This window comes from Kyrpidia spormannii, assembly GCF_002804065.1.
Classification (GTDB): Bacteria; Bacillota; Bacilli; order Kyrpidiales; family Kyrpidiaceae; genus Kyrpidia; species Kyrpidia spormannii.
The window spans coordinates 2,873,275-2,896,218 of the sequence record NZ_CP024955.1 but is presented as its reverse complement, the minus strand read 5'-3'; the positions used below and the strand labels follow the sequence as shown (position 1 = coordinate 2,896,218).

Below are 22,944 nucleotides of genomic sequence, written 5' to 3'. Positions count from 1 at the left end.
CGATGACCTCCTCCATAGGCGTGCGACAGTCTATCATTCCTTCTGCAAATCCTTCCGAAAATGTGTGTCCCCGTTCCTCCAAGCCACAATGACCCTTTCAGAAGGCATTTCCGATTCCCAGCTACGAGAAAGTAAATATTTAGCCAATGGGACTTCCACGTACCGGCGAATAGCTCGCTTTAATGATCTTGCCCCGTACCGCTGGTCAAATCCGACTTCTGCGAGGTGCGCAAGCATTGAGGGCTCTAGATGGATGTCGACCCGATGATGCAGCAAACGCTGATTCAGTTGCCGGATGTGGAGCAAAATAATATCCTCGACGGCGGTTTCGTCCAACCAGTTGAACGTAATGATGTCGTCGACACGATTAAGAAACTCAGGAGACAATCGGGTCTCGAGTTGCTCCTGGATGAGTTTCCGAGTTGTCTCTATACTCAGCGGTCGTGTAACCCTGAGAAAGTGGCGGAGTTTTGAGTGAGACTTGCGTCTCGCATATTCTTGTACCTCACGGGCACCAATGTTGCTCGTCATAAAAATTAATGAGTTACGGAAATTAATCGTTATTTGTCCTGATGCCACAGTCATGAGCCCGTTGTCAAAGACGTTTAATAGGGTTTGCAGAACCGTGTTGCTTGCCTTCTCCATTTCATCAAATAACACGATACCTGGTGTTCTGTAGGAACCTACTATCTTTTCTTTGTCGAGAATGGTGGTTCCCTCTTTACTTCCCACGTATCCGGGCGGTGCTCCCGTTAAAGACGCCGCGTAGTGTTCTTGGGACAGCGTGTTCATGTCCACTCTACAAAAAGCTTCTCGGTTTCCATGAAGTGCCTCTGCCAAGAGGCGAACAATTTCTGTTTTTCCCACTCCGGTTGGGCCTAGGAAAAGTGCAATGTACAGTGGACGGCTAGGATCAGCAATATCGGCTCTTACCAAGCGTAGCATCTGCTCGATGGCATTGAGTGCTTCCTGTTGCCCGGCAATATGGCTTTTCAAATGTTGCATCACTTTATTGACGTCGAAAGTAAATCGGGTGACTACCGTTGCTGACGATGACTTGGTCGACTGGTTGGGTCCAGTATTCTCCTCTTCTTTCGCTATTTTCTGTTGGGCAAAGCTTTGGAGCATATCGTTTACGAATGGCATTAACCGTATCCCCTTTTTACAACTGATGCTGCTATACAGGTCAGATCCGCCGCCGGGATCCGATGGAAGCTTACCTTTTGGTTCCCGGCGGCGCTCATGGATCAACTACCGATCCGCTTCGCGTTCTGCACCGTTATAGGGCAGACCGCCAACTGGACAACATGCTGTTGTTAGCTCCGTTCGGGTAATTTTCTCTACATTCTCTTGAGCTTTCTTTGCATCTAACACCCATGTCCGATAAAAATCAAACGGACATTCTGCCAATCCTTTGTCGCCGTCCCCTGAATTATAGATACCTGTATATCCGCGATGTAATAATTTGAAGAGCTGATTTTGCGATTGCCAGTTCTGCCGGGCGTCACGAATCGCTGAAATCGACAGCTCCGCATACTGGATACCGTACTCTTCTTCGCCACATTCGCCCAATGTACGGCCGTCGAATCCAATAATTGCTGAGTGACCAAAGTAGGAATAGACTCCGTCAAATCCGGTCGCGTTCGCCACAGCGACATAAACGTTGTTTGCCCATGCCATTGTCTTAGCCATCATGATCTGCTGTTCTTTGGCCGGATACATATATCCCTGTGGACGAACAATCAATTCTGCGCCTTTCATTGCACAATCCCGCCAAATTTCGGGATAGTTTCCGTCGTCACAGATGATCAGACTAACTTTAAGTCCTTTGGGTCCATCGGAGACATAGGTCTTATCCCCCGGATACCAGCCTTCGATAGGAGCCCAAGGTAGTATCTTTCGATATTTTTGCACGATTTCTCCTCTGTTGTTGATCAGCACCAGCGTATTGTACGGGCTTTTTCGCGGGTGTTCCTCATGCCGTTCCCCGGTTAGAGAGAACACTCCCCAGGTGTTGGCTTCACGGCATGCCCGGCCAAAAATCTCCGTTTCTTCCCCGGGGACTGTACATGCAGTTTCGAACATTTCATCCGGGTCATACATAATGCCCATCGTGCTGTACTCGGGAAAGACGACCAAATCCATTCCTGGCAGGCCTTGCTTCATTCCGACGATCATGTCCGCAATCTTCCGAGCGTTATCCAGTACCTGCTCCCGGGTATGGAGCCGCGGCATCTTGTAGTTGACAACGGCAACACCTACAGTATCTGGACTGCTAGCAATGTCCCCATGTCTCATTGAGAACACCCTCCGTCATTTGTATATTTTAGAAATGTAACTTCTCTTTTTAACCTCTTTGCAGGTTTCATGCCAAATACGTGAGCAGAAACGGATTTATCTCAACGCAGCAGTACAGCTAACCACGACCGTCTGGAAGCACGGTAGGGAAGCTCAGAAAGGGCGAACCGCGAATCTGGTTCCCTTGCGGTCTGTATCGTTATGTCCTCATCTGTTTAATCGTGTTCTAAGACGACGAACGCCAGGGATAAACAAACCGATGCAAAAGCGCAACATTAGGAAACATTGCAAGACATCTATAGAACACAGAATGATATAATGTCCCTAGCAGGTGAAAAGGAGGGCGAACCAGTGCCTGGCGGTCAGGACATCCACATCGGCCTACTTTTCTCGCTCACGGGCACGACAAGCGTAACAGAACGGGGGCAATACCAATCCGCACTGTTGGCGATCCGCCAAATCAATGAAAATGGGGGGGTCTTGGGGCGAAAGCTCATTCCCATCACAGAGGATATCGCCTCTGACCCTATTTTGTCGGCAGCGAAGGCCGAGAAACTGATTCATACACACCATGTTGCGGCGATCATTGGTCTATATACCTCAGTTTGTCGCAAGCTTACTATTCCCGTATTAGAAAAGTACAATAAATTGCTCTTTTACCCCACATTGTACGAGGGCGAAGAATTGAGCCCTTATGTGTATTATTGTGGTCCAGTTCCGAACCAGCAGCTTGAAACTTTCATCCCTTGGATTTTTGATCACATTGGTAAATCGGTTTATCTTGTCGGGTCTGACTATGTATACCCCAGAGAGACGAATAAGCATATCCGTAGACTCGTGAAGTTGCACGGGGGCACTATAGCGGGCGAGCAGTATGTTGCTTTAGGTGCTCAAAGATTCCAGCAAATACTTCGGGAGATTACGGCCGTAAAACCGAATGTAGTGTTTTCAACGCTCGTAGGGGAGAGCGTGATTGCTTTTTATCAACAGTTTTACGGCACTCGTTTAAATATACCGATTGCCAGCGCAATTACTGCGGAAACGGAGATTCAGGCAATGGGTATCAAATATGCTGTCGGCCATTACACATCATTTCCATATTTCTCATCCATCCGTACAAAACGAAACTCGGAGTTTCGCAGTCTGTACAATGAAACCTATGGGACGCAAACGATAAGTGCGGTTATGGAAAGTGCATATTATAGTGTTTGGTTATTGGCGGAGGGGATCCGTCGGGCGAGGTCAACAGATACAGATGAGATTCGTGAGGCACTGCGTGATATAGAGTTCGAGGCTCCCCAGGGGTGCATTCGAGTAGATCCAAAAAACCAACATCTGTGGCTGCAGTCTAGAATTGGACGCGTGAATGCCAATGGGGAATTTGACATTGTGTGGGAATCAAATGGGTTGATACCGCCCATACCTTTTTACAACGACGAAAAAGAGAATCCTGCACTGCTGCGAAGTGACAGCGCGAGTGCCCCCATTCACGTGCTCCGGACTGCCCAGGATCAATACAAGCCTTTGATCGATGCAATCAAAAATATGACAAAATATTTTCCATACCGATTTGGAATCTTTAACGCTGAAGGTTTGACCTTAGCCGTTTTTCGCCACGATGTAACAGACACACCCGAGCTCCCCCCCTTTTTGAGCCCTGGGATCAAGGCCAATCATGCGTTAATTGGTCATTCCGGAATTTCCCTGGCGTTAATGGGTCGAAGTGAAGCTGTTGTTCGGGGGAGCGAACATGAACGAGAGGAATTGAAAGACTGGATTACGATAGGAATACCCATTCAGCGTAAATCCGGCCGATTCTATGGAGTGCTTGGTGTATTCATCGATGATTGCTCGTTGAGTCCTGATACCATTACAACCCTTTCTAGGGCTTTGAAACAGTTGCTAGAATGTGCTGTTGGCATCGTCGAGGAACAGGGTAAAAAAGCGGAAGTTGATCGTCTTTTCGTGGGTGCTATAAATGCGATACCGGAAGGATATATTAGTGTAGCTAACAATGAGGTACTCGTGAAAAATCAACTTGCCAGCGATTGGTTGGCAGATGATCCAAACCTGCTTCCTTTCCTTAGATCTTACCTAAGCAGCGTACAAGATCACCAATTCATGACTCGTTTCAGTCGAGATCAACACGTGTTTGAGATTAAGGGCCAGAAAATAGGGGAAGTGTACCATATCTTCATTCGCAAGATGCGTATTTTATCCCGGAAATCTCAAAAAAACCAGGTGGAACTCGTCGGTTCAAACGTATTGTTTTTAAAGAACATTCAGCTTGCGGAGCTTGCTGCACAAGCTGACGCCAATGTCCTACTTTTGGGAGAGAGTGGGACTGGAAAAGAACTTTTTGCGCGGTTTATTCATAACGCCAGCCCGCGTCGTAACAAGCCGTTTATTGCCGTGAACTGTGCGGGTCTACCGCGGGATTTGGTCAGTGCCGAGCTGTTTGGTTATGAGGATGGAGCATTTACCGGGGCAAAACGGGGGGGACGTCCAGGCAAATTCGAACTTGCGAATGGCGGAACACTGTTCCTGGATGAAATTGGGGATATGCCGATCGACCAACAAGCCATCCTACTGCGTGTATTACAAGAAAAAGAAGTTGTTCGAGTAGGGAGCGGCACCCCGATTCCGGTTGATGTACGAATCATTTCCGCGACAAACAAACGCCTAGCTCAGGAAATCGCATACAATGGGTCGTTCCGAAGCGATCTTTACTTCAGGCTCAATGTCTTCACCATAGAACTTGTACCCCTCCGTTTACGAAAAGATGATATTCCGGAACTCGCGAGGCACTTTCTTACTGAGTTCTCGGAAGCCACGGGAACACCTGAGAAATCATTGTCTGAGGAGGCGACAAGAGTCCTTATGCAGTACGGGTGGCCAGGTAATGTCAGAGAGTTGCGTAATGCCCTAGAACGAGCCTTTTATGTAGCAGGCAACGAACCCCTCATTACATTGGACCACTTACCCGATTACTTACGGACGGATGACACGTTTCAATTGATCTCGCCGGAATTCGAGCCCAAAATGCCACAGGCTGTACAGGCAAACGTGCTCTCGCAAGACGAAATCGAGTCTATTGACTCCGGAGTACAGGGAAGGCGGGATGAACAGCTTGTGCAACGGGACGCTCGTCTTTTACGTAACGTCGAATCGATACGGCTACAATATGCCCAGGATGAACGGTTGGAGATTGAGCGTGCACTCATGATGTACAAAGGTAACATTAGCCGTACTGCACGGGAACTCGGAATATCCCGTACAACGTTATACCGTAAACTTCGAGACTACAAGTTGATCTAAAAGCGCTCGGGGGTGACGCAGTCCTTCTCCCAACTGCTGCAATCCTGCAAACCTGTCCTGTTCGATGAGAGCGGGGAGGGCTCGTGCCCTCCCCAATCGAGGGGAGGATCTCCTTAGATGTTCGGAGCAGTTGACTTGGGCCACCATGAGGCCGCTATCCGGCGCACCTCGGCGATGCGCTTGGGCAGAGGGGGATGAGTGGACATTTTTTCCGTCATGCGAAGTATAAAGCCGCGGTTTTGTTCGCTGTCGTGCAAATATTCATCCACATCGATGTCTGCGTACAGATCTCTCCCTACGGCGAGCATCGTCAGGCCTCGCTCGGCAGCGGCAGGGCTGGCTGTCACATAGGTCGCGATGCGGTCACAGGTGAATTCGCATGCCCGGGAATAGGCATTGCCGAGAAAAGGGATCAACCGGGCCGGGAGAATCAAGATGTTATGGCTGACGTGCTTGCGCCGGATGTGAGCCAATTCATGGGCCAAAACAAAGTCGAGCAACTCATGCTCTCCGGTACGGATCACCTCGAAAATATCCGAGTACACCGTGACCATGTTCTTGCCGAAAAAGCGTGCGGCAAAAGCATTTAATGCGCCTCCAGCCTGGGTGACGTACACGTCTGGAACCTTTGAGATGTCCATTCGATCGCAAAGTTTGCGCACCCGTTCATAGACCTCTGGAAATTGGCGTTCGCTGAGACGCACCCCGTTCAATCGCACAAAACCGAGGGTCATTAAGTTCAAGGCGAAGGCCAGCAGCAATCCGATGATCAAATACACAATTCCTACAAGGGAGATGATCAGGGCGAGATAGACGATGATACTAAATATGACGCTGAGGACATAATACCGTTTTTCTTTCGGGTGAACCAAGGATCTCTCCATGTCTTGAAATGACATCGGCAAACCTCCTGACGTTTTTACAAATGTGAACCGTCGGGCACTGCGGTGCATGTGGCGTGTCCTTACCCAGGACAAGGGCATGTTTTATAGCTGTATTGTATGAAAGAGCGTGGTAAAAATCTACCACATTCGGAACCGTTCCAATGCCGAAACTTTACATTGCTCAGCCTCAGTTTTTGCTGAAACATCAAGGTGTCCATGAATGATGACAAGATCGGCGCCGGGCGGGAGTTACTTATTTTTAATCCAATCTTACCAAATCGCACCTTTGCGATTGTTTATACTTCGGACCGAGGTGTGGAGAGAGCGAGCGCAGGGCGATGGTGGGTTTCCACTGCCCCACAGGGGATAGGCACCTGGGAAGGCTGGATAGCGTACATTGGGGGCAGAAGTCCACAAACCCTCGATGTGAAGGGGGCCCAGGGGATGCTGTTTATCTACGGTGACAAAATGCCGCTGCGCATTCTCGATGAGGCGGATTTCTGGAAGCAGCAGGAGGCGGAGCACACGGTGGTGATCCGCCAGTTGGTGAACAACCTGGAGCCGCGTTTCGTGCGGGCGCTACAGATTTGGGGGCAGATGTTGGAACGCACCCGGGGGGCGGTGCGCCGGATGATCGAACTTTACGTGTGGACAGATCCACGGGCGGCCGCCGCGTTTCACGGGGATCTCCTCCACCTCGTCGATCACTGCCTCCGAGAAAGTCGGGCCTTCATTCACCTCTTAGACCAACTGGGTGTGGAGAGCCCGGCCATGTACAGCAACCCCACGGTGATGGTGGTCCTCAATCACATCCGGCGGGAGTCGGAGTATTTTATCGGCGTCGCCCAGGCTATCCTAGCGAGTCGGCCTCATCGCGCCGGGCACCTCCGGGAAACCTTTGTGGCTGGTTGACAGAATGCCCAGGCCTATCGAAGGGCCACGGGCCCGGCGCTGTGGGGCTGTTCATGTTGTGGTTGACGCACGACCGGCGAGGAGCAAGTGATCGCGTGGGCGCTCGGGGAGGAATGCAATCCGCCCCTCCCGATCACCACGGAAATGGTGGGGAGGAGAGTGGACATAACCCGCTCCCATTGCCACCGTGCGGTTTGTGCCCGCCGCACCGGTGCCCGCTGACCTATCGTCCGCGGTGCGCGCCCACCGGCTGCCCTCCCGCCGACCCTTGAGGCCCCTGTGCTGCAGCGATGGTCAGTCTTTCCAAATGCTGCAGTCCTCCGGCCAACAACAGCCCCACCCCGAGCAGCCCCACGATCAGCCCGATCACCCCAGGCCATCCGAAGCGAGTCCAGAGAAACCCGCCGGTCACGCCGGCCAGGCTCGAACCGGCATAATAAAATAGCAGATACAAGGACGAGGCCTCGGCTTTTTCCGTTTTTGCCCGCTTGCCCACCCAGGCACTGGCAATGGCGTGGCTCCCGAAAAATCCCGATGTGAACAGGGCGGTGGCGGCAATTTTCACTCCCAAAGGCTGAGCGAGGGTCAACAGGGCCCCGGCGATGCTGAGTCCGAGCCCCACCCAGAGGATTTTGACCCGTCCGTGCCTATCCGCCAATCGTCCCATCCAGGTGGAACTGAAAGTTCCGGAGAGATACACGAGGAAAATCAGCCCCACCCAGGTCTGGCTCAGGTGGTACGGCGGTCCCATTAGCTCATAGCCCAGGTAGTTATACAGCGTCACGAAGCCCCCCATGAGCACAAAGCCCAGTCCATATAAGGTCAAAAGCCCCGGATCGCGCAATTTGGCCGCCAAAGACGGCGCCAGCCGCCGAAGGGCTCCGGGTTTTGGCGTAAAATGCCGGGATGCCGGCAGCCCCCTCCAGAAAAGGATCGACGCCGCCAAGCTGATGACTCCCAGTCCCGCCAGGGCTCCGCGCCAAGACCACAGGTCCGACATGGCGCCCACGAGGATTCGCCCGCTCATTCCGCCCACACTGGTCCCGCTTACGTACATCCCCATCACGATGCCTAGGGTGGCCGGGTGGAACTCTTCGTTCACGTAGGCCATGGCGATGGCCGGAAGCCCCGCCAAGGTTGCACCCACCACCGCCCGGAGCACCAGAAGCGAGAGGAAACTCGGGACGAGGGCCGTGAGGATCGCGAGAACCGAAGAGGCCAGCACCGAGGCGACCATGATTGATTTGCGCCCCCGATCTTCTGACCACGCCGAGGTCAGAAGCATGAAAATCGCTAGGATCGCGGTGGTCAGCGAAACCGACAGACTGGCGACCGCCGGACTGACGTGAAAATCGGCGGACAGTACGGGGAGCAGAGGCTGGGTGGAGTACAGAATGGCGAAGGTGACGAAGCCTCCGGCGAACAGGGCGGCCAAAGCCCGCCCGAATCCTTTTTGTCCCCGTTCCAAATACGGCATGTGCACGCGCCTCCGGATCCAAAACTTTCTTCTTGGGATTCATCTCAACATGGTCTCATTCTACTCCTGCCCAATCCATACTGTCTAATTGACGTTTTCGATCATTTTGATGCATCGTATGCATAGATACGACGAAAGTGGGGATGGCCGTGGAATGGGCACAGTTGGAGTATTTTCGCATGGCGGCGCGGTTGCAGCATTTTACCCGGGCGGCGGAGCGCCTCGCCGTCTCCCAATCCGCCCTCAGCCGTTCCATCGCCCGGCTGGAACAGGAGCTCGGGGCGCCATTGTTCGAGCGGGAAGGGCGCAGCATTCGCCTGACTCCCTATGGGCAGCGATTTCTCCGCCGGGTGGAGAGGGTGATGCGGGAAATGGACGAGGCCCGGCGGGAGATTCAGGAGCTGGCAGATCCCGAGCGAGGCGAGGTGCGCCTGGGCTTTTTGCATACCCTTGGCGTGCACCTCGTTCCCGATCTGATTCGGGATTTTCGCAGCCGTTTCCCGAAGGTTTCCTTTGTTCTGGTGCAGAATGCGGCCGGACCGGTTTTTCGTCAACTGGAGTCCGGGGAGATTGATCTGTGTTTCCTGTCTCCGCCGGTGCGCCGGGAGGGGGTGGGTTGGGTGGATCTGAAGACCGAAGAGCTCTTTTTGATCGTCCCCTCGCAGCACCCCCTGGCGGGACGGGATAGAATCGAGCTCGGGAATGTGGCGGAGGAGCCGTTCATCGCTCTCAAGCGGGGCTACGGGATGCGGACCATCACCGAGGAGCTTTGTGCCCAGGCGGGATTCTCGCCCCGGATTGCTTTTGAAGGGGAAGAAGTGGCCACCGTGGCCGGACTGGTGGCCGGCGGCCTCGGTGTGGCGATGGTTCCTGATTTTCCCGGTTTGGAGTTGTTGGGGATCAAAAAATTGCCGGTCCATGCGCCATTGTGCCGCCGGGTGATCGGCATGGCCTGGATCGAGCACCGCGCTCTGTCCCCGGCGGCGCAGCGGTTCCGGCGCTTTGTGGTCGGGCGGGAGGAGACCGGGAGCTCGCGCTAGGCAAGGAAAGTCTTCCTAAGACTGCCCCATGTCTCGCCCCTGCCCCAGCTTACCCCAGGGGACGAGGGGCTTCTCCGGCCCGATGGGGGTGCGGGGTGTGGTTAACAAGGTAGATACTCGCGGCGATCAGCAACAATCCTGCAAAAAGCCATCCGCTGATCGTCTCATGTAGGAAGAGGGCGCTCAGCACCACGGAGATCACAGGTACCAGAAAGGTCAGCGCGGCCACCCGACTGACCTCGCCCATCTGGACCAGGCGGAACCAGATCAGCCAAGACGAAGAGACGCCGAAAAACATGGCGAAAGCCACCGTTGCCAAAAACGGCCAGGTCCACTGAATCGCGGACCAGCTTTCAAACAGGCTCCCGGCCCCCATCATCCCCGCGCCGCCGAGTAAACATTGGATAGCCACCAGCCACATCATATCCACTTGGGCCTGCACGCGTTTGAGGTACACGGTGCCCACCGCCCAAGAAATGGCTGCCGCCAGTCCAAGCAGGATCCCCAGACCCGAGGCGGACCCGGGCAGGCGGTCAAAGCTGCAGGCCGCGACCCCGAGCAAGCCGAGAAAAAGGCCCACCATTTTGGCGGGTGTGAGGGTTTCTCCCAGCCATTTCCACGCCAACAGTCCCACGATCACCGGCTCGGAATAGACAAGGACCGAAAACATGCCTGAGGGCAGGTACACCAACCCCACAGTCTGAACTCCGAAGAACAAGAAAACATTTAATAAGGAAGAAATCACGTAAATCTGCCAGTTCCTCCGCCATTGCAACGCTTTCCATCGGGGTAGGGCCAGAGCCGCCATCAGTACGCCGCCGAGAAGAGTGCGAATTCCTGCGTAAAGGAGCGGAGGCGTATAGGTTAAACCGAACTTATAGACCGGCCAACACACTCCCCATATCAACACCAGGGCCGCGATGTAGCCGATCACCGGCCAGGCGAGCTTTCGAGTCACCTCCACCCCTCCTTTGTCGTCATTTTGTACAATCCTTTGGGATCTACAACCCTTTATACTTTATAACGATTTTATCGAATCGGCGAGCCCCTGACGATCCCCCGCCGGGGCGGCGCGGCGGGCCGCCCGTAGCCATAGGGAGGGCACGCCGGGAAAACGGCATTTCCCGCCCGCCCGTGCGGAAAAATGACGCTTTTTCTTGGATGGTGGGGATTTTGGGCTTAATGGTTGGTCGGGGGCGGCCGATTCGTATAATAAGGAAATCTTCGGGCGGGAACGAGGAGACGACCGGAGCGGGAGGGATCGACGATGAATGGTGGCATCGTGCCGCCCCTGCATACGGGAATGCCCGTGGGGCGGGAGTTGGTGGATGCGGCGGCGGCAGAACAAACGGCGCCGGTGGTTCGGGTGGAAGCGCCGACACCGGTGTTGCCGGCGAAGACAGGCAACGAAACACAAGGGGACCCGAGGAAGCCATCTCCGGAGCAGGTGGAGCGCTCAGTGGCGCGGATGAATGTGGCCGCCCAGATGGCCAGGACCCATTTGCGGTTTGAACTGCAGCAAGACACGCACCAGGTCATCGTTCGGGTGATCCGGGACGATACCGGCGAGGTCATCCGCCAGATTCCGCCGGGGGATCTCATTGCCATGGATGAACAGATGCGCTCGGTGTTGGGCGTATTCTTTGATCGGACCATTTAGGGGGTGCAGGTATGATTCTCGGGGCGACGGGGTCGACGAACTCCGGAAGCGGATTCAATGCCATCGACTACAGTCACATTGCCGGTTTGGCCTCCGGGATTGACACGGACAGCATGGTCAAAGCCATGATGCAGGCGGAAAGTATCCCCCTGAACCGCTTGATGCAACAAAAGCAGCTGTGGCAGTGGAAACAGGACGACTACCGTCAGGTGAACAGCGCGCTGTTGGATTTTCGCACCAATGAGTTGTTCTCGATGAAGCTGCAGTCGACGTTTTTGGCGAAAACGGTTTCCAGCTCGGACACTTCGGTGGTGACGGCCACGGCGGCCGCCACGTCCCCGGCCGCTTCGTATTCCGTTTCGGTGAGCCAGTTGGCCCAGGGGGTGACAGTTGCGTCCGCAACGGCCTTGACGGCGGCGGGGAAGCCGCAACTGAATCCGAACGCGCCCCTGAACCAGTTGAGCACGGCTACAGGTTGGAGCCCCGGGGCGGGGCCGCACCAAGTGACGATCAACGGGGAGACGGTGACCTTCGACCCGGCCACGGACACGTTGAACACGTTGTTGGCCAAGATCAGCAGCGATCCCAAGACTGGGGTGACGGCTTTTTATGATGCCGTCCAGGACAAAGTGGTGTTTCAAACGACGGCCACGGGCAGCGGGGCGAAGATTTCCGTCAGCGGGGACAACGACAATCTCTTTGCGGGCCTGTTTCACCTGAATCCTGCAGGGAATGTGGCCTCGGTGAACGCCATCGGGACGCTTACAAAAGATGCGAGTTTGCGCATCAATGGAGTTTCCTTCAATTTCTCGGCGGGGCAGACTCTTTCGGACATCGTGACTGCGATTAACGGTCAGACCGCCGTGACGGGGGTACAGGCTCAGGATGACGGCTCCGGGCATCTTAAACTTTTGCCGGTAAACGGTGGGGCGGCGGGTCCCACGTTGTACTCGCCCATCAGTGTGGAGGTGGTCAGCGATCCCGGGAATGCCTTTGGCGGGTTCCAGGGTGTCAGTGCGAACGCGGCGAAGGATGCCATCTACACCGTCAATGGCTATACGTCGTACAGTGCCACCAACACCGTGGTCTACAATGGTGTAACGATGACCCTCAAAGGTGTGTCCGCGAAAGACGCGAACGGAAACCCCGTTTCTTCGAGTTTGGTGGTCACCACCGATGTGGATACGGTGGTCAAAGCGATCGAAGGGTTTGTGGATAAGTATAATAGCCTCATGAAGACGATGAACGATCTGTACCACGAGAAACGGAATTACGACTATCCGCCTCTCACCGACGATCAGAAGTCCCAGATGACCCAGGATCAGATTACAAAATGGGAAACAATGGCTAAAAGTGGCATGTTGTCCAGTGACCCCCTTTTGGGGAATGTTATCGACAGCCTGCGGGGAATTGCCGGGTCGGTTCTTCAGGGACAGGCGCCTTCCACGGTGAACGGGCAGACCGTGACCCTGAACAGCTTGGCGTCTATCGGCATCACCACGGGAGATTGGTGGGAGTATGGGCAACTGCACGTGAACGAAGATCAACTCCGGGCGGCGGTGCAGGCGGATCCCCAGGCGGTGATGCGGCTGTTCACCAATCCGACCTCGAGCGTGACGGATACCAGCAGCCCGGGGGCCGGGATCGCCGCAAAACTCTATAATGCGGTCAATACCGCCATCGACCAGATCAGCCAAGAGGCGGGCAGCGCGTCGGACCTGGTCGACAACAGTTGGATCGGTCAACAGGTCCGGGAGATCGACACCCAGGCGGCGGAGATGCAGCAGCAATTAGACCAGAAACGTCAGTATTACTACCAGCAGTTTACCGCCATGGAACAGGCCTTGTCGCAATTGAACAGCCAAGCGGGATTTTTTCAATCGATGATGGCCGGTCACTAATTTGATAACTGGTCATTGAACGGACGGCGATGGATCAAGCAGTGAAGGGGTGACTCGGATGACCGATAGGGACCAGGCGTCAGTCGCTTATCGCAATACGGCGGTGCAGACGGCGGCGCCAGACCGGTTGCTGCTCATGTTATACGATGGATTGATCCAGTTTCTCGAAGCGGCCAAGCGGGCTCTTGAGGAGGGGCGCCGTCCGGATGCCCATGCGTTTCTCTTGCGGAGTCAGGATATCTTGCGGGAACTGACCGTGACGTTAAAGATGGATTACGAGATCTCCCATTCTTTAGCGGCTTTATACGATTACTATCACCGTCGTTTGGTGGAGGCGAACGTTACCAAGGATCCGGTGCCGGTGGAGGAAGTCTTGGAACAGGTTCGGGAGTTGCGCGAGGCGTGGGCGGACGCGGCTCTCGCGCTCCGACAAGCTTCTGCCCGCGCCCAGCAACTCGGTTCCATATAGAGAGGAAGCGACCATGAGTTTAGACAAAGAGGGACTATTAGCGGTCTTGCATACTCAACAAGAACTTTTGAAGCGGATGTCAGAACTCGGGGAAGACATTCTGCGAACGGCCAGTCAAGAAGATGCTGTGGAACGGGTGATGACCTTGTCGGACACCCGGAAAGGAGTGTTCGAACAACTCCGAGATGTCATCTCCCCCGAGGATCTCCGCCTGGCTGCACTGTTGGACCATGCGGATCCGGAGATCCGAGAGGCGGCCGAGCGAGTTAAAGATCAGTTTGAAGCCGTGATGGAGCAGGACCGTCGCCTGCAGCAAACTTTCGTCAATCTTCTCGGGAAGGTGGGCGATATGCTGCTCGGATTGCAACAGTCGCTCAAAGTCGAAAAGACCTACCGTTCGGGTGGGGCGACACCGGACGGGGTGTTTTTCGACCGTAGAAGATAACGGTTTCAGGAGGACACGAGAGGGGCCGGGTTCACCTCGCGGTGTCGGGGAGCCGTCCGGGATCACCGATCAGGAAAGAAAAAACGGGCCGCACGGGGATCATCGATCCCTCGTGGCGGCTTTTTTTGTGGGCAATGTGGATATCTTTGTGGACAGACTGTGGTTAACGGGAGTTATCTGTGCATTTATACACCTTCTCCTTGTGGATAGTGTGGATAACTCCCTCTTATCACGAGGGCCGGTGGCTTGGGCTGTGGATAAATTTGTGGGCTCGTGGGTGTTGGCCGGTTGGGTTCACGGTTGGCGATGACGTGCGGGCGTGGTATGGTGATCGAGTACGGAGAGGGGGTGGAGGATCATGGGTCACCTGGACGTAACCCCTGTCGGAGATTCGGCGGTGCTGATCCGGTTCGGGGACGCTGTCGAGGCGAGTACTCACGCCCGGATTATGGCTTTTGTGGATCATTTGGAGGCCGCGCCGATCCCGGGCATGGTGGAATGCGTCCCCGCCTTTACCACGGTGACCGTTTTTTACGATCCCGTCCTGGCCTCGTATTCTGAAGTGAAGGCCGAATTGGTGCGGCGGCTGGCCGATGCCCCGGCTTCCACGGACCGCCGCGTTCGGGTGGTGGAGATTCCCGTGTGTTACGGCGGGGAATTCGGCCCGGACCTCGAGGATGTGGCCGCTCACAACCATTTGACGCCGGAGGAAGTGGTCCGTATTCACACCTCCGGGGAGTATATCGTGTATGCCATCGGCTTTGCGCCGGGGTTTCCATATCTCGGCGGGATGTCCGATAGAATCGCCACTCCCCGCCTGGCGACGCCGCGCCTTGCCATTCCCGCGGGGTCGGTGGGGATCGCCGGCGGGCAGACAGGGGTGTATCCCATCGAGACGCCGGGAGGCTGGCGGTTGATCGGCAGGACCCCCCTTCGGTTGTTCAGGCCCGAGGACGATCCTCCCAGCCTTTTGGCGGCGGGGGACCGGGTGAGATTTTACGCCATCGATCGCGACGAGTACGACCGCCTGGGCGAAGGGGATGACAGGGGATGATTCGGGTCATCAATCCCGGTCTTTTGACCACGGTCCAGGATGGCGGGAGATATGGGTATCAGAAATACGGGGTCATCGTGAGCGGAGCCATGGACGGTTTTTCCCTGCGGGTCGCCAATCTTCTGGTGGGCAATCCGGAGGGGGCTCCGGCTCTGGAGATCACCCTGGTGGGGCCGCGGCTCAGATTCGAGGAACTCTCCTTGATCGCCGTCGCCGGTGCGGGCCTGGCGCCCCGGGTCGATGGCATCCCGGTTCCTCTTTGGCGGCCGGTGCTGGTGCACCCCGGGGCTGTGCTCGATTTTGTCGCCGAGACCTCGGGGTGCCGGATGTACCTGGGGGTGGCGGGGGGAATCGCCGTTCCCCAGGTGATGGGCAGCGCAAGTACCTATTTGCGGGCGGGGATCGGAGGGTATAAAGGCCGGGCGCTTCAAGCGGGGGACGATCTGCCCCTCGGGCCACCGGGGGAATGGGCCCGGACTGTCATGGCCATGTGGTCATCCCGGCTCCGGGGGAAAAGCTTTGTCGCGGCTCCCTGGGGGGTGGATTCTCGACTTTTGCCGAAGTACGAACCCAATCCCCGGGTCAGGGCCATGCCCGGACCGCAGTTTGAGGCTTTCGACGAAGAAGCCCGGCGAAAGGTGTTTGAAGCGGATTTTGTCGTTCTGCCCCAGTCCGACCGCATGGGGTACCGTTTGGATGGGACAAAATTGGCGCTGGCCCGGCCCATCGAGATGATCTCCGAGGCGGTCACCACGGGCACCCTCCAGGTGCCCCCCGACGGCCGGCCGATTCTCCTGTTGGCGGACCATCAGACGATGGGCGGCTATCCGAAAATCGCCCAGGTGGCGACGGTGGATCTGCCGGTGGTGGCCCAGGTCCGCCCGGGCGGGCGACTCCGGTTTACCCGGATCGAGTTGGAGGATGCCCAGAGGCTGCTGAGAAAGCGGGAAGAGGATATCGGCCGGCTGCGGGCGGCTTTGTGCCACGCCCGGATATGAGCATCGCCCGGCGCGGCAAACCGGCGGTTAACCATAAAATTTCATTTGCATGGTGGATGTCCTTTCTTGTAACATGTTAACGTTGACGAAGATACCGAGATCAGGTAGAGTCATATTGACAGAGAAGTGCGGCATTGCCGTTTTGCTGCAGACCGGGTGGACAAACCTTTCGCAGGCGAGATCGGGAGCCGCAGAACACACAAAGGGGGATCATACAGGTGAGAGATTGGGTCCGCAAAGGTTGGGCCGGGGTCGCCGCTTTGGCACTGGGGGTAGCCCTGGCGGGGTGCGGCGCGTCGTCCAGCGCACCTTCCGGGGCGTCATCGACGGGCGGGGGGACCAACAATAACAGTCAAGTTTATGTGGTGGGCACCGACGCGGCTTACGCGCCCTTTGAGTCGGTGAATCCCCAGACCAATCAGATTGAAGGATTCGACATCGACTTACTGAATGCGGTGGCGAAGGCGGCGGGTTTTCAGGTGAAGTTTGAAAACACCCCGTGGAAGGGCATCTTTCAGGCCCTGTCCATTGGCCAACGGGATATTTTGATTTCTGCTATCACAATTACCGATGAGCGCAAACAGTCCATGGACTTCTCCAATCCGTATTTTCAGGCGCAACAGATGATCGTCGTGCCGCCGGGTTCGCCGATCCGGACCCTTCAAGATCTGAAGGGCAAGAAAGTGGGGGTACAGATCGGGACCACCGGGGATGAGATTGTCACAGATTTTCTGGGCAAGACAGACCCGAATATCAAGCGTTATGACACGACGCCCCTTGCCTTGGAGGATCTGAGAAACAAAGCGGTCGATGCGGTGGTGGCCGATAACGGGGTGGTGCTCGACTATATCCGTCAGAATTCCTCCAAAGGATTCGAGCATTACACCGATCCCAAGTTCCCTAAGGAATACTACGGCATCGCCGTTAAGAAAGGGAACACGGCACTCTTGGAGAAGATCAATGAGGGCCTCGCCAAAGTGAAGAGCGATGGCACCTATGATACCATTTACAAAAAATATTTCGGATCGGCTCCCCCGGCGGAATAAAGCGCGGCTCGGGTTCGAGGGGGCCGGCGGTGGGCATGGAACCTCGGTGCGGTTCCGTGCCCATTTCGTGTGTGGGGGTATCGCGCTCGGGAAGGCGGGTCGGGGGACCGGCTGTGATCGCGCAAACGAGGAGGGAACCCGGTGGGGGTTCATTTTCGCTGGGAAGTCATTCGGGACTATTGGCCTTTAATTCTCCAAGGTACTCTGGTGACCATCGAGGTCACGGTGATCGCTGTCCTGGCCGGCACGTTGCTCGGTCTGATTCTCGGCTTGATGCGGCTGGGGCGGGGCTGGTGGTGGCGGTGGCCCGCCTTGGCGTATATCACATTTTTCCGGGGCACGCCCCTTTTTGTGCAAATCCTTCTGCTGCATTTTGCCGTGATCCCGCAGTTTAACGGCGGGCGGGCTCTGGACGCGCAGATCTCGGGCACCATCGCGTTATTGCTGAATTCCGCGGCTTATGTGGCGGAGATTTTTCGGGCGGGGATCCAGTCTATCGACCGGGGGCAGATGGAGGCGGCCCGGTCTTTGGGGCTGCGGATGGGCCAGGCGATGCGGTACGTGATTCTGCCCCAAGCGTTTCGCCGCATGCTGCCGCCTCTCGGGAATGAAGCCATCGCCCTTCTCAAGGATTCATCCCTTCTGGCGGTGATCGCCGGGGGCGAGATCGCCACCCAGATGAACCTGATGTTCGGGCGGATCCTGTCGCCTTGGGAGCCCTTTTTGACCTTGGCCTTTGTGTATCTGGTCCTGACCTTGGTTCTGCAGCAGGTGGTGGCCTATCTGGAGAGGAGGTACGGGCAGGGGTGATCCACGTCCGGGATCTGCACAAGCGTTTCGGGGATCTCGAAGTGCTCAAAGGGGTCAACTGCGACGTCCGCGAGCAGGAGGTGGTCTGCGTCATTGGCCCCTCCGGCTCGGGGAAGAGCACATTTCTGCGCTGTTTAAATGGCCTGGAGACGGTGACTTCCGGGGAAGTGGTGATCGACGGCATCCGGGTGTCCGATCCTAAGTGTGACATCAATGCTGTGCGCCGGGAAGTGGGGATGGTGTTCCAGCGGTTCAACCTCTTCCCGCATATGACGGCTCTGGAAAATATCATCCTCGCCCCGATGAAGGTGAGAAAGGTCCCCCGGGAGGAGGCCATGGACCAAGCCCGGGCCCTGCTGGCGAAAGTTGGGTTATCAGACAAGGCGGACGCCTACCCGGAACAATTATCCGGCGGGCAACAGCAGCGGGTGGCCATCGCCCGGGCCCTGGCGATGAAGCCGAAGGTGATGCTGTTTGACGAGCCGACGTCCGCGTTGGACCCGGAAATGGTGGGCGAGGTGCTTGCCGTGATGAAGGATCTGGCCAAGGAGGGCATGACAATGATCGTGGTCACTCACGAAATGGGTTTTGCCCGGGAGGTGAGCGACCGGGTGTTGTTTATGGACGAGGGGATCATCATGGAGGAAGGGGATCCCGCTCAGTTGTTCGGGGCCCCGCAGTCCGAGAGAACCCGGGCATTTCTCAGCAAGGTGCTTTGACGCAGGGCGCCCCGGCCGCGGTTTCACCCTTGGGGTCAAGGGGATGTGCCCACCGGCCCCTTGGCGGTATTGATTTGGATGTGTTTGGCGTACACTACGGGTAGCGCACAGCCGTCCCCGGACGCCTGGGGGTGGCCGCGCAATTACCCGAGGGGAAGGAAGGAATCCATGCAAGGACGAGTCAAATGGTTCAACCCGGACAAGGGGTACGGGTTTATTTCCCGGGAGGACGGGGAAGACGTGTTCGTTCATTATTCGGCCATTCAATCCCAGGGATTCCGCACGCTGTCCGAGGGACAATTGGTGGAATTCGACATCGTTCAAGGGGCTCGGGGTCCTCAGGCGGCCAACGTGGTGCCGATGGGGCTATGACCCAGGGGTGTTCGTTGTCTCTCTGATACATCGACGCAAGGAATGGGAGCCGGTGTCCGCCTGTGGCCCGGCCCTTTTTCTTTTGTCACGAAAAATCCCCATAGTTCCCTTGGGGATTCAGCAGGAATTTACGCAGACTGAGGGAATATTTCATATAGAGACCAAAGGGAGGGGTGTCCCCATGAGAATCCACGTGCGCGGAGATAATTTGGCTGTGACAGAAGCCCTTCGCGAGTACGCGGTACGTAAGGTGGGGCGCTTAGAGAAGTACTTCGACGCGCCGGCCGACCAGGATGTGTACGTCACCTTATCGGTGAAACGGGGCCTTCACAAAGTGGAGGTGACGATGACCCTGGGAGGTATCGTGTTCCGTGCCGAAGAAAAGTCTGGGGATATGTACGGTTCCTTGGATCTCGTCGTCGACAAACTGGTCTCACAGGCGGAACGCCATAAGTCTAAGATCAATAAACGGTTCCGGCAGGCGGGGATCCGTACGCTGACGGCGGAGGTGGAGCCGCCCGAGGAGAGCCAGCGGGAGATCGCCGGGGAAGTGGTCCGGGTGAAGCGGTTTCCGGTCAAGCCCATGCCGGTGGAAGAAGCCATTCTCCAGATGGATCTGTTAGGGCACGACTTTTTCGTCTTCGCCAATGCGGACACGGACGAAGTGAACGTGGTATACCGGCGCAAAGACGGAAACTACGGGTTGATTGAGCCGGCGTTTTGAGGCCGGGGTTGCGACCTTAAAAGGGGACCGAGCGGGGTCTGGCGATGGCCGGAGCCCGCTTTTCTCGTGCCGCTACTTTTGCTTCTTTCTAGATTCTGGATGTGCCCCTGGACTGGCTTCCGCTGACAAAAGGTGCTACAATAACTGTCTGAGATGATGTCGGCCGACAAGGGCCGGCCGCCGATGCGGACCCCGGCGGCGGGGCGCTCGGCGGGCGGAGGATGAGAGGAGAAAGGAGTGGTCCGGTTTGCTGGGACTCCTCAAGAGGATTGTCGGCGGTTCGAATGAGCGAGAAGTGAAACGGCTGCAGCCGATTGTGGAGCAGATTAACGCCCTTGAGCCCGAGGTTCAAGGGCTTTCGGATGAACAGCTGCAGGCCAAGACGACGGAGTTTAAAGAACGGCACGCAAACGGCGAAGACCTGGATGACCTATTGCCCGAGGCTTTTGCGGTGGTGCGGGAGGCTGCCCGCCGGACGTTGGGCATGAGACATTTTGACGTTCAGCTCCTGGGTGGGATCGTCCTTCACCAAGGCCGGGTCGCAGAGATGAAAACCGGTGAAGGTAAAACCTTGGTGGCGACCCTCCCTTCGTATTTGAACGCTCTGGCCGGACAAGGGGTTCACGTGGTGACGGTGAACGATTATCTCGCCCGGCGCGACTCGGAGTGGATGGGTCAGATTCATCGCTTTCTCGGTCTGACGGTGGGCCTGAATATTCCGGGCATGACCCATGGGCAGAAGCAGGAAGCGTACCGGGCGGACATCACCTACGGAACCAACAATGAGTTCGGCTTCGATTACCTCCGGGACAACATGGTGCTCCAAAAAGAGCAGATGGTTCAGCGGCCTCTTCATTACGCCATCGTCGACGAGGTGGACAGCATCCTCATCGACGAGGCCCGCACGCCGCTGATTATCTCCGGACCGGCGGAAAAATCCACCGATCTGTACGTGCGGGCGAATTTGCTCGTGGCGAACATGAAACCCGGAGAGGACTACACGGTGGACGAAAAAGCCAAGTCCGTCACGTTGACCGAGCAAGGGGTTCAGAAGGCCGAGCGGTTTTTCAATATCCAAAATCTCTATGACCACGCCAACGTCCTGATTCATCACCACATCACCCAGGCGTTGAAAGCGCACGGTTTGTTCAAATTGGACCGGGACTACGTGGTTCAAAATGGCGAAGTCATCATCGTGGACGAGTTTACGGGCCGCCTGATGTACGGCCGCCGGTACTCCGAAGGATTGCACCAGGCAATCGAGGCCAAAGAAGGGGTGCGGATTCAGAACGAGAGCAAAACCCTGGCCACGATCACGCTTCAGAATTACTTCCGGATGTACAAAAAGCTGGCCGGGATGACGGGTACCGCGAAGACCGAGGAAGAAGAGTTGCGCAGCATTTACGGGATGGACGTCGTGGTCATCCCGACGAACAAACCGATGATCCGCGCGGACCTGCCGGACGTCGTGTACAAGACGGAAGAGGCCAAGTTCCGGGCGGTGGTGGAGGAGATCGTCCGGCGCCACGCCACTGGGCAGCCGGTGCTGGTGGGGACGACTTCCATCGAGAAATCCGAGCGGCTGTCGGAGATGCTCAAAAAGCGCGGCATTCGCCATCAAGTGCTCAATGCCAAGCATCACGAGCGCGAGGCGGAGATCGTGGCCAAGGCGGGCCACCGGGGGGCGGTGACCATCGCCACCAACATGGCCGGTCGGGGCACGGACATCATCTTGGAAGACGGGGTGGCGGAACTCGGCGGTTTGCATATCATTGGTACCGAGCGGCATGAAAGCCGACGGATCGACAACCAGCTCCGAGGCCGGGCGGGCCGACAGGGGGATCCGGGGTCATCCCAGTTTTATCTGTCTCTGGAAGACGATTTGATGCGCCTGTTCGGATCGGAGAACACCATGGCGGTCATGGACCGACTGGGGCTGGAGGAAGATCAGCCGATCGAAAGCCGGTTGGTCACCCGGGCCATTGAAAGCGCCCAGAAAAAGGTCGAGGGCAACAACTTCGATTTGCGGAAGCACGTGCTGAAGTACGACGACGTGATGAACCAGCAGCGGGAGATCATGTACAAGCAGCGCCGGGAGATCCTCGAACGGGATAATCTGCGGGAAGTCGTCGTCGGCATGGTGGAAGATCTGATCGACTGGATGCTCGATACCTATGCCCCCCAGGATGCGATCCCCGAGGAGTGGGATCTCAAAGGGCTGCTGGAATACGCCGAGCGGACTTTTCTGCTGCCCGGGGCCATAGAGCTCGAAGGGCTAGCCGATAAAGGCCGGGATGAGTTGCACGACCTGCTGATGGAAGCGGTCAATCGGCAGTACGACATGCGGGAACAGCAGCTTGGCCCGATGATGCGGGATTTTGAAAAGGTCGTCCTGCTGCGGGCGGTGGACAGCAAATGGATGGATCACATCGATGCAATGGACCATCTGCGCCAGGGCATTCACCTGCGGGCGTACGGCCAGCGGGATCCGTTGGTGGAGTACAAGTTCGAGGGCTTCCAGATGTTTGAGGAGATGATCCACAGCATCCGGGAAGAAGTGGCCACCTTTATTTTCAAAGCGTATATCGCCGTGGCTCAGCCCGAAGTCGTCCAGCAGCAAGTCGTGGTGCAGGGCGAAGCGGTAGGTCCCAGTGAGCCGACGGGCACGGCACAACAGGTGAATCCCGGAGAGCCGGCGTCCGGCGAGGAAAAAGCGAAAAAGCCGGTGGTCAACAAGGACCAGGTGGGCCGCAATGATCTCTGCCCCTGCGGAAGCGGGAAAAAGTATAAAAAATGTCATGGTGCGTGAGGTGTTGA

At 56.4% G+C, this 22,944-nt stretch carries 20 protein-coding genes; 15 read left to right on the top strand and 5 right to left on the bottom strand.

Annotation, left to right across the window (positions count from 1 at the left end; all coding sequences use genetic code 11):
* Positions 1-33: 33 nt before the first annotated feature.
* Positions 34-1,251, bottom strand: coding sequence for an AAA family ATPase (locus CVV65_RS14265; protein WP_133121319.1), 1,218 nt, complete (start codon positions 1,249-1,251; stop codon positions 34-36).
* Complete coding sequence (locus CVV65_RS14260; RefSeq protein WP_100668695.1) at positions 1,252-2,298, bottom strand: aliphatic amidase; 1,047 nt, start codon at positions 2,296-2,298, stop codon at positions 1,252-1,254. It abuts the gene before it with no gap.
* Between the two features lie 351 nt (positions 2,299-2,649).
* Here CVV65_RS14260 and CVV65_RS14255 point away from each other — a divergent pair, with 351 nt between their 5' ends.
* Positions 2,650-5,616, top strand: a complete 2,967-nt coding sequence (locus tag CVV65_RS14255) for a transporter substrate-binding protein (protein ID WP_198592043.1) — start codon at positions 2,650-2,652, stop codon at positions 5,614-5,616.
* A 113-nt stretch (positions 5,617-5,729) separates the two neighbouring features.
* On the opposite strand, the gene CVV65_RS14250 is transcribed toward CVV65_RS14255, so the two are convergent.
* Entirely contained in the window at positions 5,730-6,515 is a 786-nt protein-coding gene (locus CVV65_RS14250; RefSeq protein WP_100668693.1) for a M48 family metallopeptidase, read from the bottom strand.
* A 429-nt stretch (positions 6,516-6,944) separates the two neighbouring features.
* Here CVV65_RS14250 and CVV65_RS14245 point away from each other — a divergent pair, with 429 nt between their 5' ends.
* On the top strand, positions 6,945-7,412 hold the full coding sequence (locus CVV65_RS14245) for a DUF2935 domain-containing protein (protein ID WP_100668692.1): 468 nt from the start codon (positions 6,945-6,947) through the stop codon (positions 7,410-7,412).
* Positions 7,413-7,635: 223 nt separating this feature from the next.
* On the opposite strand, the gene CVV65_RS14240 is transcribed toward CVV65_RS14245, so the two are convergent.
* Entirely contained in the window at positions 7,636-8,889 is a 1,254-nt protein-coding gene (locus CVV65_RS14240) for an MFS transporter (protein WP_100668691.1), read from the bottom strand.
* A gap of 149 nt (positions 8,890-9,038) precedes the next feature.
* On the opposite strand from CVV65_RS14240, the gene CVV65_RS14235 reads away from it, so the two are divergent.
* A complete protein-coding gene (locus tag CVV65_RS14235; protein WP_100669554.1) occupies positions 9,039-9,929 on the top strand; it encodes a LysR family transcriptional regulator in 891 nt (296 codons plus the stop codon).
* A 49-nt stretch (positions 9,930-9,978) separates the two neighbouring features.
* Here CVV65_RS14235 and CVV65_RS14230 read toward each other — a convergent pair whose 3' ends face one another.
* Positions 9,979-10,887: a DMT family transporter gene (locus CVV65_RS14230; RefSeq protein WP_100668690.1), complete on the bottom strand. Its 909-nt coding sequence runs from the start codon at positions 10,885-10,887 to the stop codon at positions 9,979-9,981.
* 309 nt (positions 10,888-11,196) lie between these two features.
* Here CVV65_RS14230 and CVV65_RS14225 point away from each other — a divergent pair, with 309 nt between their 5' ends.
* The 12 genes from CVV65_RS14225 to secA all read left to right on the top strand — a co-directional run bounded on the left by CVV65_RS14225 (position 11,197) and on the right by secA (position 22,936).
* Positions 11,197-11,589 (top strand): flagellar protein FlaG, encoded by a 393-nt coding sequence (locus tag CVV65_RS14225; protein ID WP_100668689.1) that lies wholly within the window; start codon positions 11,197-11,199, stop codon positions 11,587-11,589.
* 11 nt (positions 11,590-11,600) lie between these two features.
* The gene (gene fliD / locus CVV65_RS14220) at positions 11,601-13,490 is read left to right on the top strand and encodes a flagellar filament capping protein FliD (protein WP_100668688.1); all 1,890 of its coding nucleotides are present in this window, start codon (positions 11,601-11,603) and stop codon (positions 13,488-13,490) included.
* Positions 13,491-13,548: 58 nt separating this feature from the next.
* Complete coding sequence (gene fliS / locus CVV65_RS14215; RefSeq protein ID WP_100668687.1) at positions 13,549-13,959, top strand: flagellar export chaperone FliS; 411 nt, start codon at positions 13,549-13,551, stop codon at positions 13,957-13,959.
* Between the two features lie 13 nt (positions 13,960-13,972).
* Positions 13,973-14,404, top strand: coding sequence for a hypothetical protein (locus CVV65_RS14210; RefSeq protein WP_100668686.1), 432 nt, complete (start codon positions 13,973-13,975; stop codon positions 14,402-14,404).
* A 358-nt stretch (positions 14,405-14,762) separates the two neighbouring features.
* Positions 14,763-15,458 (top strand): 5-oxoprolinase subunit PxpB, encoded by a 696-nt coding sequence (gene pxpB, locus CVV65_RS14200; protein ID WP_100668684.1) that lies wholly within the window; start codon positions 14,763-14,765, stop codon positions 15,456-15,458.
* Positions 15,455-16,456 carry a 5-oxoprolinase subunit C family protein gene (locus CVV65_RS14195; protein ID WP_100668683.1) on the top strand — a complete coding sequence of 334 codons (1,002 nt, stop codon included), beginning with the start codon at positions 15,455-15,457 and terminating at the stop codon, positions 16,454-16,456. Before pxpB ends, CVV65_RS14195 begins: the two co-directional genes overlap by 4 nt.
* A 218-nt stretch (positions 16,457-16,674) precedes the next feature.
* Positions 16,675-17,502 (top strand): basic amino acid ABC transporter substrate-binding protein, encoded by an 828-nt coding sequence (locus CVV65_RS14190; protein WP_100668682.1) that lies wholly within the window; start codon positions 16,675-16,677, stop codon positions 17,500-17,502.
* A gap of 141 nt (positions 17,503-17,643) precedes the next feature.
* Positions 17,644-18,312, top strand: coding sequence for an amino acid ABC transporter permease (locus CVV65_RS14185; protein WP_100668681.1), 669 nt, complete (start codon positions 17,644-17,646; stop codon positions 18,310-18,312).
* Positions 18,309-19,031: an amino acid ABC transporter ATP-binding protein gene (locus tag CVV65_RS14180; RefSeq protein WP_100668680.1), complete on the top strand. Its 723-nt coding sequence runs from the start codon at positions 18,309-18,311 to the stop codon at positions 19,029-19,031. The genes CVV65_RS14185 and CVV65_RS14180 overlap by 4 nt, the downstream gene beginning before the upstream one ends.
* A gap of 168 nt (positions 19,032-19,199) precedes the next feature.
* Positions 19,200-19,403: a cold shock domain-containing protein gene (locus CVV65_RS14175; protein ID WP_013076740.1), complete on the top strand. Its 204-nt coding sequence runs from the start codon at positions 19,200-19,202 to the stop codon at positions 19,401-19,403.
* Between the two features lie 181 nt (positions 19,404-19,584).
* Entirely contained in the window at positions 19,585-20,127 is a 543-nt protein-coding gene (gene hpf, locus CVV65_RS14170; RefSeq protein WP_100668679.1) for a ribosome hibernation-promoting factor, HPF/YfiA family, read from the top strand.
* Positions 20,128-20,374: 247 nt separating this feature from the next.
* Positions 20,375-22,936, top strand: a complete 2,562-nt coding sequence (gene secA, locus CVV65_RS14165; RefSeq protein WP_100668678.1) for a preprotein translocase subunit SecA — start codon at positions 20,375-20,377, stop codon at positions 22,934-22,936.
* Positions 22,937-22,944: the final 8 nt, after the last annotated feature.

Coding starts and splice junctions, on each gene's coding strand:
- hpf (WP_100668679.1), top strand. CDS start 19,585: ATGAGAATCCACGTGCGCGGAGATAATTTGGCTGTGACAGAAGCCCTT.
- CVV65_RS14175 (WP_013076740.1), top strand. CDS start 19,200: ATGCAAGGACGAGTCAAATGGTTCAACCCGGACAAGGGGTACGGGTTT.
- CVV65_RS14225 (WP_100668689.1), top strand. CDS start 11,197: ATGAATGGTGGCATCGTGCCGCCCCTGCATACGGGAATGCCCGTGGGG.
- CVV65_RS14195 (WP_100668683.1), top strand. CDS start 15,455: ATGATTCGGGTCATCAATCCCGGTCTTTTGACCACGGTCCAGGATGGC.
- fliS (WP_100668687.1), top strand. CDS start 13,549: ATGACCGATAGGGACCAGGCGTCAGTCGCTTATCGCAATACGGCGGTG.
- CVV65_RS14245 (WP_100668692.1), top strand. CDS start 6,945: ATGCTGTTTATCTACGGTGACAAAATGCCGCTGCGCATTCTCGATGAG.
- pxpB (WP_100668684.1), top strand. CDS start 14,763: ATGGGTCACCTGGACGTAACCCCTGTCGGAGATTCGGCGGTGCTGATC.
- CVV65_RS14240 (WP_100668691.1), bottom strand. CDS start 8,889: ATGCCGTATTTGGAACGGGGACAAAAAGGATTCGGGCGGGCTTTGGCC.
- CVV65_RS14210 (WP_100668686.1), top strand. CDS start 13,973: ATGAGTTTAGACAAAGAGGGACTATTAGCGGTCTTGCATACTCAACAA.
- fliD (WP_100668688.1), top strand. CDS start 11,601: ATGATTCTCGGGGCGACGGGGTCGACGAACTCCGGAAGCGGATTCAAT.
- CVV65_RS14260 (WP_100668695.1), bottom strand. CDS start 2,298: ATGAGACATGGGGACATTGCTAGCAGTCCAGATACTGTAGGTGTTGCC.
- CVV65_RS14250 (WP_100668693.1), bottom strand. CDS start 6,515: ATGTCATTTCAAGACATGGAGAGATCCTTGGTTCACCCGAAAGAAAAA.